Genomic DNA, 13,185 nt, shown 5'->3' with positions numbered 1-13,185 from the left:
GATTGATTCCAAAAGTGATGTAATAGAATGAGAGCAGATGACTTAATCCTTTTCTCCCAAGTGGTAGAGATGGGCACTTTTAGTAGGGTGGCAGAGCAGAATAACCTTACAAATTCAGTAGTTAGCAAAAGAATTGCGCGGCTTGAAGAAGATTTAGGGGTTCAATTATTATACCGAACAACGCGTAAATTAACGCTTACCGAAGCGGGTAAAGCGCTGGCGCATGGTGCGAAAACTGTGAAGCTCGCCGCTGGTGAGGCTATGGAAGCAGTTTCAGGCTTTGGGGAGAATGTGACAGGGCATATTAAAATGTCTGTCCCAAGTATTTCGGGAGATTTGATCTTGGCGGATGCGGTAGCTGAATTCTGCAATATGCACCCAGGTTTGAGTGTAGATATGTCGTTAGATAATAAATTTGTCGATCTTATTGATGGTGGCTTCGATTTAGTGATTCGAACAGGTTACTTGGAAGACTCAAGTTTAAAAGCAAGGCATATCATTGATTCTCAATGGGTGGTGTGTGCTTCACCTTCTTATATTGCGAAGAACCGAAAACCATTAAAGCCAGAAGATTTGGTGGAACATAATTGCCTTCAATATGCTTATCAAACCACGGGAGCGTCAGAGTGGGAGTTTAAAGGGAAAAAGGGCAATTACATTGTGCATGTATCAGGAAGCTTTTCGACCGATAATGCGACTGCGCTAAGAAAAGCGGCACTTGGTGGCCATGGCGTGGCGTACGTACCTCGATGCTTGGTGTATCACGACATTCGTAACGGTCAGCTGGTGGATATTTTTCCTGATCTTGTCGGTAAAAAACTTGGGATTTACGCGGTATACCCTTTTACGCGACAACCGCCTAATAAGGTAAAGCTACTGATTGAGCATATACGGACACGATACCTCACCATTTCGCACTATTTCTAGAAATTAGGTGGTTTCTTATTGTTTATTGATCTTGTTGATAGTTATCATTTTGCATTTAGATGATAATTATACTCATTTACCCTTGTGTGTTGTGAGGGTATAGGGATTTGTCGAGAGCCGAAGGTGCTCTGATATCCTCACTGACGTAATAATATAGGAACAGGAAATGAATGAATTTGATCGCTTTGTCATTGCTCGGGCGCTGCATGTGTTTGCGGTTGTGCTTTGGATTGGAGGCGTAGCATTTGTTACTACCGTTTTAATCCCTGCCCTTAGAAAGATGCCAGAGAAAGAGAGTCGACTTGCCTTGTTTGAACAGTTGGAAGGCAAGTTTAGCTTTCAAGCTAAGATAACCACATTGTTAACTGGGCTATCGGGTTACTACATGCTCGAAGTGATGAATGCGTGGGACCGATATTTGCACCTTCAATTTTGGTGGATGCATCTTATGACGTTTGTCTGGGCTATTTTCACTCTGGTGTTGTTTGTATTGGAGCCTTTAGTGCTGCATAAGTGGTTTCATAAACAAGCAGAAACTGACAGCGACAAATCATTTTCCATGCTGCATTTAATGCATAAGGTACTGCTGACGTTGAGTTTAGTGGCGGTAGTTGGCGCGGTAGCGGGTGCTCACGGGTATGTGTTTACGTTTTGAGTTAAGTTTTTGTAAAAGAAAACCACCGCGTCCATGCGGTGGTTTGGTCGGCGGCCAAACCGAGTGTTAACAGAATAGTGGCGAGAATTCGGTAAGATCGAGATTCAAGAAATTTAGATTACGCAGCATCCTCATTCGTGCTTTCATCCAGATCAAATGACGCATCAATTAAACGTTTGGTGTAGTCATGCTGAGGTGTATTGAAAATATCTTCTGCTGTTCCTTGCTCCATGACCTCTCCTTTTTGCATCACCAATACACGATCGGACAGTGCTTTTACGACACTAAGATCATGGCTGATGAATAAGAAGCCAATATTGTGTTTCAATTGAATCTCTTTAAGTAGCTCGATCACGGTAAGTTGAACGGAACGATCCAAGGCTGATGTTGGTTCATCAAGCAAGATAAAAGAGGGTTCTAGAATGAGTGCGCGTGCGATGGCGATTCGTTGACGCTGCCCCCCAGAAAACTCATGTGGATAACGATTGATGGCACTCGTTTCGAGGCGAACTTCCTCTAGGGCTTTGCATGCTCTTAATAGACGATCCGATTTTGACAGGTGTGGCTGGTGAACCATTAAACCTTCAGTGATGATTTCCCCTACAGTCATACGTGGAGACAGTGAACCATATGGATCTTGGAAAACCATTTGAATATCTTTTTTCAGAGAAAAACGCTCTTTGTCTGTTAATAAACTGACATCTTGACCCTTGAATTGAATCTTTCCTGAAGAGGGGAGTAAGCCAATGAGAGCTCGTCCTAGTGTTGATTTACCTGAACCCGATTCGCCAACAATGCCTAAAGTTTCGCCTTGCTTCAAATTTAACGAGATGCCTTTAACCGCTTCAAAATATTGATTTCTACTTTCGATGAAATGAGGTTTTATGAGAAATTTAACTCGAATATTTTCAGCAGAAAGCAACATTGGAGCCCCTGTTTCTACTGGAGATTTATTTCCTTTTGGGATCGAGTTGATTAACATCTCCGTATATTCATGGGTGGGGTTTTGGAAGAGAGTTTGAGTGTGTCCTTCTTCAACCACATCCCCTTTACACATCACGATCACTCGATCGGCAAAGTGTTTAACGACGCCTAAGTCATGGGTAATGAACAAAATCGCCATTCCCATTTTCTGCTGAATCTCTTTGATTAAATTAAGAACCTCAGCTTGCACCGTTACATCAAGTGCCGTTGTCGGTTCATCTGCAATGAGTAAATCAGGCTCGTTGATTAAGGCCATCGCAATCATGATTCGTTGAAGCTGCCCGCCAGAAAATTCGTGTGGATACTTACTGTAAGCCTGCTCGGGCCTAGGGAGGTGTACGAGTTCAAACAGTTCTAAGACCTTGATCTTTGCTTGACGTTTATTGATTGAACGATGACACATGATCGCCTCTGCAACCTGAATACCAACGCGCATATACGGATTCAGTGATGTCATGGGTTCTTGAAAAATCATCCCAATTCGATTTCCGCGTATCTTTTGCATCTGTTTGTCATTCTTTGAAAGTAATGACTCGCCTTCAAACATAAGGCTCGATTCAGGATCGACAATGGCATTACCTGGCAATAAACGCATAAGCGCACTGCTGGTCACCGATTTCCCCGATCCTGACTCCCCGACGATCGCGAGTGTTTCATTCTTATTGAGGTCGAAGCTGACCTGATTTACAGCGTTAACTACACCACCATTAGTCGTAAAACTTACGGAGAGATTACGAACTTCTAAGAGAGCATGAGACAGCATTGAATATCCTTATCAATTAATCACGCATGAGCGGGGTGGTAGGTCTGAGTAAATTTTGAGTTTATTAAATTGTTGATGTGTCTGTTCAATTTCGCCGAACGTCACTAACCATTGAGCATCTCGTTGGGCATGGCAGAACACGGCCATATGATGGAGTAGATCATCACAATGTTTAGAAAGGGCAGAGTGGACGCTAGCAATGATTCTCGAAGGCTCTATCGATAAAAACTGTAACAGAGCGTAGGATTGATTGAGTGATGTAAAGGCCTGATTAGGACGCCCAAGTTGATTATATATTTGGGATTGAGACACGGCGGCATCTTTTAAACCTGAAAGTAAACAAGCAAATTGACAAGGTTTAACATGGTGATCATTCACCGCAGTTTGAATATGAGTCGGCAGGTGGTGTAGGACATCTTCATACAAATAATGGGCTTCGGGCCAGTGTCCCTGTTCCATAAGTTGCTCGGCTTTTAAGTAGCGAGTCCAGCACTGTTGCAATTCCATATTGAGTCTCTCCATCGTTCATTCTGCGCTTATTAGAATGCAAATTAATCTCAATTGCAAATGCTTATCATTACATTTATTGAAAGTGAATTGTCTAATTAATGTTCAGTTAAACGCGAATGTTGCCTAAGTCACTAAAATACTTATGAATTGCATCTACACTGAACTTATATGAAGTATTTTTACAGGATGTAGGAGGCGGTAATGGCGATTAAACAATTATCTTCAGAGCAGTTATATCAAGTAGCAGATCTTGAAATGCTACCGTGTAAATCGACCAAAGAACTGGCCCCCATTGATGAAATCGTAGGACAAGAACGCGCCCAAAAAGCGGTTGAATTCGCGATGTCGATCAAAGAGAAAGGCTATAATATTTACGCAATTGGGCAAAATGGCCTCGGTAAACGCACCATGATTTTGCGTTACTTGAATCGTCATCCACATGAAACAGAGCAGCTGTTTGACTGGTGTTATGTCACTAATTTTGATGATGTGCGTACGCCGAAAGTATTGAAGCTTCCACAAGGCGTAGGGAAAAAGCTTAAACAAGATATTGAAAAGTTGATGACCAAATTGGTCAAGGCGATGCCTTTGGCTTTTGATAATGAAATGTACTTCAGTCGTGCGGATAAACTGAAAACACAACTTGATAAAAAACAACAAGTTGCTCTTGAAGGGATCAGCAATGAAGCCAAAAGCAAAGGTGTGAGTTTAACTCTGACGAACCAAGGGGACTACCAGTTTGTCGCCATGAATGGTGAGGAGTTACATACTGAAGAGAGCTTCGATGAGTTATCGCCTAAGCAGCAAAGTGAATTTGATAAGACCATTGATTTCCTTGAAGTCAGCTTACGCAATATGTCTCGTGATTTAACGGAGCTTGAAGAGACTTTCTCTGAAAAAATTCAAAAGCTGAATGACGATGTAACGCTCGATGTGATTACCCATTTTATTAAGCAGCTAAAAGCCGATTACAGTCAGTATCCAGAGATAAAAAAACACCTCACTGAACTGCAAAAAGACATTGTTGAAAATGCCGATATTTTCCTTGAAGAGGGGAATGAGCAAGCTGAAATTGCCACCGCTTCTTTGGATAAGAAATTGCCTCGACGCTACAAGGTGAATGTTCTCGTGAGTCAGGCCGAAGGCAAGTATCCTATCGTGGTCGAAGAGAACCCAAATTATCATTCTCTGTTTGGTTATGTTGAGACCGCGACGTTTAAAGGGACGGTATTTACCGACTTCTCATTGATTCGTGCGGGGAGCCTGCATAAAGCAAATGGTGGCGTTCTATTGATGGATGCGGTCAAAGTACTTGAGCAACCATATGTATGGGATGGGCTGAAACGCGCGCTACGTTCAAGACAGCTAAGCTTTACCTCATTAGAGAAAGAGGTCACGCTGACTGGAGCGGTCTCATTGGATCCTCAGCCTATTCCGCTTGATGTGAAAATTATTCTGTTTGGTGATTACCGCACTTATCAATTACTTCAACATTATGACGCAGAATTTGGTGAGCTATTCCGAGTGACGGCTGATTTTGAAGATGAAATGAAGCGTACACCGGATTCTGAACTTCACTATGCGCGATTCATTTCGAGTATCGTTCATGACAACAATATGCTGCATTGTGATCGTAAAGCTATCGCAAGGATCATTGAACACAGCTCTCGCCAAGCGGGTGATCAAAGCAAGTTATCACTTCATTCTGCTCACATTGCCAATCTATTGCGTGAGTCTAATTATGTGGCTAAAACCGCTAAATCGAATCTGATCCGCTCTAGTCATGTAGAACAAGCGCTGGATAATCAGCAGTTGCGAGTCGGTAGGTTGCAAGACAGCGTGATGGAGACATTTGTCAATGGCACAACGCTTATACGCACCTCCGGCGAGGCGATAGGGCAGGTGAATGCATTGTCGGTGCTAAGTACCAGTGATCATATGTTTGGCGCGCCTAACCGAATTACCGCAACTACTGCCTATGGTGAGGGTGAAGTGATCGATATTGAGCGAAACGTTGATCTTGGAGGAAGTATCCACTCTAAAGGTGTGATGATTTTGTCTGCGTATCTTTCATCAGTATTTGGTAAAACGGCACGAATACCACTGACTACCAATATTACGTTTGAGCAGTCTTACGGTGGAGTCGATGGTGACAGTGCCAGCATGGCTGAATTTTGCGCGGTAGTGTCCGCCTTTTCAAAGCAGCCAAATCGACAGGATATTGCGATCACGGGTTCAATGAATCAATTTGGTGAGTCTCAGCCCATTGGTGGCGTAAATGAAAAAATTGAAGGCTTCTTTGACGTTTGTGTGATCAAAGGGCGTTCAGCAGAGCAAGGTGTGATTATCCCTCAATCTAATATTCATAACTTGATGTTACGACCTGACATTGTAAAAGCGGTTGAGAAGGGGGAGTTCCATATTTGGGCAATTGAGCATGTGACGGAAGCGATTGAGATCTTCACTGGTAAAGAAGCAGGTATCGCAAGCGAAGAGGGTAGCTATCCGATCAATACAATCTTTGGTATCGCACAAGCCAAACTCAATGCACTGCGTAAGTAATAGAAAGTAAAGGGTTTAAAATGCAAGGGACGGCATAATTGAGCCTGTGAATTACATTATATGCGTATAGTGTGCTATAGATAATAGCTGAGCAATCAAAAGGAATTGTAATGCTTAAAGGTTCTATCAGTGAAAATTTACCAAGCAGTCGTTTGGATGATCTCGATGTTTTTATGTTGAATCAAGCTTTCGCGCATATCAACTCTGCGGTGATTGTGGCGGATCTTTCTCGGAAAATTGTAATGGTCAATGCGGCGGCAACATCGCTTTTTGGTTATTCCGAGGAGGAGCTGCTAAACCAAAGTACGCGGATGCTCTATGCAGACGAAAGTAATTTTTACAAAACAGGCAAAGACCGTTTTAACCCAACGGCCAAAAAAGAAAATGAAGCATCTCATGTGCAGTATCGTTGTAAGTCTGGGCGTATTTTTCAAGGGCAAACTTCTGGTGGTGCGATAAAAAATATTTCAGGGAATAACGCTTTCTACATTGGTATTATTTTAGATGAATCTTATCGGCTTAGTGCTGAAGAGACATTGAACCAGCTGCATAAAGTGACCTCATCTCGTGACTTAAACTATTCCGAAAGGGTTCAGGCCATTTTGGAATTAGGGTGTACGCACTTTCAACTGCCAATTGGTATTGTGAGTAAGATTTCCGGCAACCATTACGAAGTGCAAAATGCCACTCACCCCGATGACGCCTTGTCGGCAGGAATGGTTTTCGATTTGACGGGAACCTATTGTTGCCACGTATTTAAGGCAAATGATGTTCAAGGCTTCCATCATGTCGCGCAGAGTTCCATTGCAAAACACCCTTGTTATGAAAATTTTGGATTAGAAGCGTATTTAGGGGCTCCCATTTTTGTTGATGGGGAGCGTTACGGTACATTGAATTTCTCTAGCGTGACAAAAACACGTTCGTTTATTCGTCAAGATTACGAATTAATACGTCTTTTTTCTGAATGGATTGGACATGAAATTGCACGAAATAAAGATCTATTTGCACTGGAAGTTGCCAATACAAAGTTGGTTAAAGTGGCAAGCACTGACGAATTAACGGGATTGGCAAACCGACGAAGTATCGAACAGGTACTTAATGAACAATTATCATATTGTCAGTCGCTTGGATCCAATATGTCGGTGGCATTGATTGATTTCGACGATTTTAAGGCAATTAATGATACTTACGGGCATACCGTCGGTGATGACTCATTAAGGCTATTTTCTGACATTGCGAAAAGCCATTGTCGTAAAAATGACTGCTATGGACGATGGGGGGGAGAAGAGTTTCTGGCTGTTTTACCTCAAACTGATCTTCATGGCGCATCGCTACAGATTAAAAGAATACAAGACAGCTTGAAAAATAGTTGTTTAATACAAACCGATTCCGCGATTAATCTAACTCTAAGTGTGGGGATTACGGAGTTTCATCCTAATGATCGCTTTGAAGATATTTTGATGCGAGTGGATAAGCTAATGTACCAAGCGAAGCGCCGAGGAAAAAATTGTATTGAAACGGGTTAATGATCTTTTGGAATCGCTATTCCTATAGGGAAGTTACGTCGTTATCACGATCAATCGTTAACGACGTTTAACTGAAGGTTATTTACGCAAGACTAATTTAGCCCCATCGAACTTGAGCTGGCTCAATAGGTTTTTGGCATTTATTTTGCCATTATCATCAAACTCTAGGCCATACTTCGAGTAGTGAGTCGATTTTTGTAAGTTACATACCCGCCCTTTTAATGGCGCAAATACTTGACCTCTGCGGGCACCTACCATGATTTCTATTGAGATGTCATCACCGATTTGAATTGGTCTTCCTACCGGTGGGGTTACAAACCGACAACCACTTTTCGACAGATCACGGACTTCACACTCAACTTTATGTCCACTTACAAACGCTTTAGCAGCAAGGTTAACGTCATATCGAATCTCTTTTCGTAACTGAGTCACTTGCATCGTATTCGGGATACTGAGCATAATGAGTGGGATAGGTTCTAATATCTTATGCAAGAGCTGACAGCGAAAATGAATGATCGCACCTTCACCACGATGAGAAAGAGCTCTTACGTTGACCCAAAATCCTGGTTGGAAAAAGAACTCTAAATCATCATCTGACACTTTGGGTATTTCAATAAGGATACACTGATCCGAATGCGTGCCTATGAAGCTGGTGGTCGTAAGAAACTTAGTCCCAACCGGGGTGGAAATATTAAGCGTTAATTCACTGCTATGTTCAACCATCCCAAGCGCATCGGTACTATTGAGTGTTGATACTGTCTTGTTGTGAACTTGCGGTTTCATTAGCGGTGAATTCATCTAGCCTGTCTCCATTTTTGCTATGCGCTTTAATTATCATTTTTATATACTCAAGCTGATTGATATTAAGTTTTGACACGAATATTTACAATAAGCGCATTCGATAAATTATAAAACTTGGAGGTTTAGCATGCATAACGTGACACATAATATTGACGGTGAGTGCTTTTTGGTCGATTTAGAGCAAGGAATGCACGCAACGGTTAAGTACAAACGAGACAATAGTGTCATCACCATCACGTCAACAAGAGTCCCTGATGAGCTACAAGGCAAGGGGTATGGCAAGGTGATGATGGAAAGTGTACTTGCGGAAATTGAGCGTTTAGGACTGACGGTGATTCCTGAATGTAGCTATGTGGTTCATTATATGAATAAGCACACTCAGTGGTCTCATTTGCTAGCCAAGTAATAAGAACTGAAGTAATAAAAACGAGTGCTCCCCCCGATAGGATGATCTACGGGGGGATACCGTATGGCTAGAGTTTGTTCTTTACTCTTGCCATGAAGTAAGTATCAATATATTCCCCATGACGGAAGCAAGAATCGATAGCTTTTCCTTCTATCACAAAGCCTAATTTTTTATATAGGCCAATGGCTTTCTCGTTGTCAGTATTGACCTCGATCTGAATTCGATGAACATTGAGCCAGTTATCTGCCAGCTCAATGACGGTTTCAATGAGTTGTCGTCCAATCCCTAAGCCGTGATAGTCATCATGCACACCAAGTCCAAAACTCGCACAATGCTTAGTCCTAGGTCTTTGGGAGTGTTGGAATCCAATATTACCGACTATCTTGCCATCAATTTCTGCAACGTAGCTGTAAACGCCTTCCGGTATATCGGTTAGCCTTTTTTGCCATGAACTCAGTGTTGGAAGTGGCAATTGTAAGGTTTGGCTCTGAGCAAGCGGTTGTGAGTAAAGTTCACATAGTCCAGATGCATCTTTGATGTCGCTAGGACGAATTATTATTTCCATATTCTTGCTCCAAAGTGATCAAACAACCAATAATGTAGCGGTAACTTGATGAAATGAATAGCGTTAAATAAGCATTGTTAATTATTCGTTACTGAGAGTATGATCATTTTTTTAAAGCAAGGAAGAGTCATGCATAGCCCTCCTCAACTGGCCACTTGGAAAACGCCACAAAATTTCCTCTTAATCATCTCAATTATTGTCCCTATCGCGTTTGCTAGTTGGATGGCGCTGCTGAATAATTTTGTTATTGAACGTGCAAACTTTAGCGGCGCTGATATTGGTCTGTTGCAAAGTGTCAGGGAGATCCCAGGATTTTTGGCTTTTACCGCAGTGTTTGTGCTGTTATTTCTACGTGAACAGAAATTTATGATCATCGCATTGATGATGTTAGCGGTTGGCGTTGCGATTACAGGACTCTTTCCATCGGTGACCGGGTTGCTCTGTACGACACTACTGATGTCTGTGGGCTTTCACTATTTCGAAACATTGAAACAGTCGTTGTCGCTGCAATGGCTCTCGAAAGAGGAAGCTCCCGAAATGTTGGGTAAGCTCATCTCTATTGGGGCTTTGGCTTCGCTATGCACTTATGGTGCGCTATGGGTGATGCTTGAAGTATTTCAGCTAGATTTTAAGTGGGTTTATATGATCACTGGTGGCATCGCGTTCATTCTGGTGGTTGTGATTGCCGTTAGTTTTCCTGAGTTTAAAACAGAAACACCACAGAATAAGAAGTTGGTTTTGAGAAAGCGTTATTGGCTCTATTATGCATTAACCTTTATGAGTGGGGCTCGCCGCCAAATTTTCACTGTTTTTGCTGGATTTTTGATGGTCGAAAAGTTTGGTTACTCCGCGGCTGATATTACGCTTCTATTTTTGATTAACTACCTGTTCAATTTTTTGTTTGCTAAGAAAATCGGTAAAATAATCGGTATTGTCGGTGAGCAAAAAGCGCTAATGTTTGAGTATATAGGGCTAATTTTTGTGTTCATCGGCTATGGATTAGTTAAGAGCGCTGAGTGGGCTGCGGCCTTATATGTGGTCGATCACCTCTTTTTTGCTTTGGCTTTAGCGATTAAAACGTACTTCCAAAAAATTGCTGATCCAGCAGACATGGCTTCGACGGCAGGGGTGTCGTTTACGATAAACCATATTGCAGCGGTAGTTATTCCTGTCACTTTTGGTTTAATTTGGCTGGTATCGCCATCAAGTGTTTTTTATATCGGTGCGGTCATGGCTGGTTTGTCACTGATTCTTTCTTTGAATATTCCTGTACACCCCAAAGCAGGTAATGAAGTAAGACGGTTTAGTTGGAATTAAATCGATCGGACGGCTGCGATTCAATTACTATTTGAGTAAAGAAAAACCAGTGACCTATGCCACTGGTTTTTTGTATCTAACAGTCAATGCATAGCGAAAATGAAACTATTCCGCGCGGTGACTGTATCGTTATTTAGCGCGATTGAAAGTTACGGTTTCGTAGCTTAATGGCGTTAATGATTTGAGTGGTGTTAGGGTTTCAACAACCGATTGAGCATCGGTATTACACTTCACGTTCTCAGCTTTACAGTTAAGAGCTTGGCCTTGGTACACGACTGACTTTCTCATGACCATTTTGCCTTTTTTCATCTTCTCTTTAAGCTCTAGTTTGGTGACAGGGAAAGCAGTTAAGTTGCCGTCTACGTAAGCGAGATCAACACGCCCTGATTTCTCTGTTTGAGAATCAAATACAATGCCCCATCCGTCATTACCTGTAGCGTGGTAAGCATCCATCGCGACGTTATAGGTCTCTTTGTCTTGCACTGCTGTCCATTTCGGTGAAGAAGGAGTACCAGTATTGATTTCAATTGAGCTCAGCTTTCCTTCAACACCAGAGATGGTTTCATCGAAGGTGTAACGAAGGTTACCGCCGTAAGGGAATTTACCAGCATGTGCACCTTCAGGAAGGGTTGCTGTAATGCTTGAGCTGATCAATGCCTTAATGTTCTCCCCGCTCATTGGAACAATAGATAAAGCATTAGAGAAAGGAAGCAGTTCAAGAGAGATATTTCCTTCGCGTAAATCCCCAAATGCGATGTCCTGACGTACGCCACCTGCACCGACTAGTGATAGATCAGCTTTGATGCCAGCAACCTTAGCGACTTCATCAGAAGCAGCCCAAGCGTATTGACCCCACGCTACAATCGGTGCGACATCTGAACCATGAGCATCGGTTCCGCCATCATTTGGACGTCTTTCGTGGTTAATTGTATCTGGAACAAAAGTGATCACATCACCATAAGCTTCATTTAGGTGAGGTTGGTATTTTTGATCAATCAGCTTACGTAATTCGCTGTTCTCTTCTGTGATCGTAATGTTTTTGGTGTTATCGATGAATGTTTCAACTTTTTTTGTCTCTTTGGCCGCGAGTTTGTTGGTGCGATATTTATCGCCATAGAACTCATCGTTACTCAATAGAGTATTGTGGCCATTACAGCTGGTGATGGCACCTTGATCATTGAAGCTTGCCTTCACAAGACCGATAGCCTGCGCTGATTCACCCGCTTGAACGATACATGTTTTACCGCCATCAGGGTTAGCAACAAGGTTTGCGTATGTTCCGTTATCGGCTTTACCTAGGTTTGTGAAATCACCAAGTAAAGTATGAGAGTGACCACCGACAATTAAATCAATACCGTTAACTTTTGACGCTAATTCAACATCCTTTGCATTGCCAATATGAGTGACCGCGACGACTTTAGTAATGCCCATCGCTTTCAATTTATCGACACTTGCTTGAGCCGATATCACCATGTCTGAAAATTCAACGCCGCCCGTTTTGCTGGCGATATCTTTCATATCATCGAGAGCCAGGCCAATAACACCGACTAAGTTGTCACCACTTTTAATGGTTGCCATATCCGTGATTTGAGTCTTCTTGTTACCATCGAATTGGTAAATTAGGTACGGCTGGATATTTTTGTTGCCGTTTAAATACTCGTCACCTTCGATATCGATATTGGCTGCTAGCATTGGGAAATTGATAGATGAAACAAACTCAGCAAGCTTTTCAGTACCAAGATCAAATTCATGGTTACCCATAGCCATTGCATCGATGCCCATCTTGTTAAGCAAATCGGCATTCATCGCACCGTGGTTAAGCTTGAAATAAGCGCTGCCTTGGAATGCATCACCACCATGAAGAAATAGGAAGCTATCGTTAGCGTCTTTTGCTTGTTGCTTATAAGCGAGTGACTCTTGGTAAACTCGTGGGTAACCACCAAATTCATTGTAAACAAGTTCTTCATTTACTTTGAAGCTTGATTTAACCGCATCAAATGCAGAGTGAGTATCGTTGACGTGCGCGACAGTGAGCTCAAAAGAGTCTTGGGCAATAGCTTGTGCGCCATGCAGGCAAAAGCCAACAGATAATGCAAGAAGAGTGTGATTGAGTTTCATCAGAGAACCTTATTGATTTAATAATGGCGTTTTTATAAATCAATTAGTTAC

Annotated in this window: 11 protein-coding genes; 6 read left to right on the top strand and 5 right to left on the bottom strand. The window is 42.3% G+C overall.

Annotated elements, in window-relative coordinates; translation table 11 throughout:
- The first annotated feature begins 27 nt into the window (after positions 1-27).
- The gene (locus OCV39_RS15830; protein ID WP_017054361.1) at positions 28-927 is read left to right on the top strand and encodes a LysR family transcriptional regulator; all 900 of its coding nucleotides are present in this window, start codon (positions 28-30) and stop codon (positions 925-927) included.
- 166 nt (positions 928-1,093) lie between these two features.
- On the top strand, positions 1,094-1,582 hold the full coding sequence (locus OCV39_RS15825; protein ID WP_261889957.1) for a hypothetical protein: 489 nt from the start codon (positions 1,094-1,096) through the stop codon (positions 1,580-1,582).
- A 118-nt stretch (positions 1,583-1,700) separates the two neighbouring features.
- On the opposite strand, the gene OCV39_RS15820 is transcribed toward OCV39_RS15825, so the two are convergent.
- Complete coding sequence (locus tag OCV39_RS15820; RefSeq protein ID WP_261889956.1) at positions 1,701-3,329, bottom strand: ABC transporter ATP-binding protein; 1,629 nt, start codon at positions 3,327-3,329, stop codon at positions 1,701-1,703.
- Between the two features lie 12 nt (positions 3,330-3,341).
- Positions 3,342-3,836: a hypothetical protein gene (locus tag OCV39_RS15815; protein WP_017054364.1), complete on the bottom strand. Its 495-nt coding sequence runs from the start codon at positions 3,834-3,836 to the stop codon at positions 3,342-3,344.
- A gap of 204 nt (positions 3,837-4,040) precedes the next feature.
- Between OCV39_RS15815 and OCV39_RS15810 the strand changes: the two genes are divergently transcribed.
- Positions 4,041-6,401: a Lon protease family protein gene (locus OCV39_RS15810; protein ID WP_261889955.1), complete on the top strand. Its 2,361-nt coding sequence runs from the start codon at positions 4,041-4,043 to the stop codon at positions 6,399-6,401.
- A 110-nt stretch (positions 6,402-6,511) separates the two neighbouring features.
- Positions 6,512-7,927, top strand: a complete 1,416-nt coding sequence (locus tag OCV39_RS15805) for a sensor domain-containing diguanylate cyclase (protein ID WP_261889954.1) — start codon at positions 6,512-6,514, stop codon at positions 7,925-7,927.
- Between the two features lie 78 nt (positions 7,928-8,005).
- Here the strand turns inward: OCV39_RS15805 and OCV39_RS15800 are convergent, their stop codons facing one another.
- The gene (locus OCV39_RS15800; protein WP_261889953.1) at positions 8,006-8,725 is read right to left on the bottom strand and encodes a flagellar brake protein; all 720 of its coding nucleotides are present in this window, start codon (positions 8,723-8,725) and stop codon (positions 8,006-8,008) included.
- A 130-nt stretch (positions 8,726-8,855) separates the two neighbouring features.
- On the opposite strand from OCV39_RS15800, the gene OCV39_RS15795 reads away from it, so the two are divergent.
- Positions 8,856-9,134: a GNAT family N-acetyltransferase gene (locus OCV39_RS15795; protein ID WP_017054368.1), complete on the top strand. Its 279-nt coding sequence runs from the start codon at positions 8,856-8,858 to the stop codon at positions 9,132-9,134.
- 67 nt (positions 9,135-9,201) lie between these two features.
- Here the strand turns inward: OCV39_RS15795 and OCV39_RS15790 are convergent, their stop codons facing one another.
- Complete coding sequence (locus OCV39_RS15790; protein WP_017054369.1) at positions 9,202-9,699, bottom strand: GNAT family N-acetyltransferase; 498 nt, start codon at positions 9,697-9,699, stop codon at positions 9,202-9,204.
- 129 nt (positions 9,700-9,828) lie between these two features.
- Between OCV39_RS15790 and OCV39_RS15785 the strand changes: the two genes are divergently transcribed.
- Positions 9,829-11,016 carry an MFS transporter gene (locus OCV39_RS15785; protein WP_261889952.1) on the top strand — a complete coding sequence of 396 codons (1,188 nt, stop codon included), beginning with the start codon at positions 9,829-9,831 and terminating at the stop codon, positions 11,014-11,016.
- A 129-nt stretch (positions 11,017-11,145) separates the two neighbouring features.
- Here the strand turns inward: OCV39_RS15785 and OCV39_RS15780 are convergent, their stop codons facing one another.
- Positions 11,146-13,134 (bottom strand): bifunctional metallophosphatase/5'-nucleotidase, encoded by a 1,989-nt coding sequence (locus OCV39_RS15780; protein ID WP_261889951.1) that lies wholly within the window; start codon positions 13,132-13,134, stop codon positions 11,146-11,148.
- Between the last annotated feature and the right edge of the window lie 51 nt (positions 13,135-13,185).

This window comes from Vibrio cortegadensis (assembly GCF_024347395.1).
Taxonomy (GTDB): Bacteria; Pseudomonadota; Gammaproteobacteria; order Enterobacterales; family Vibrionaceae; genus Vibrio; species Vibrio cortegadensis.
The sequence above is the reverse complement of the archived record's forward strand: the minus strand, read 5'-3'. Positions and strand labels throughout refer to the sequence as shown.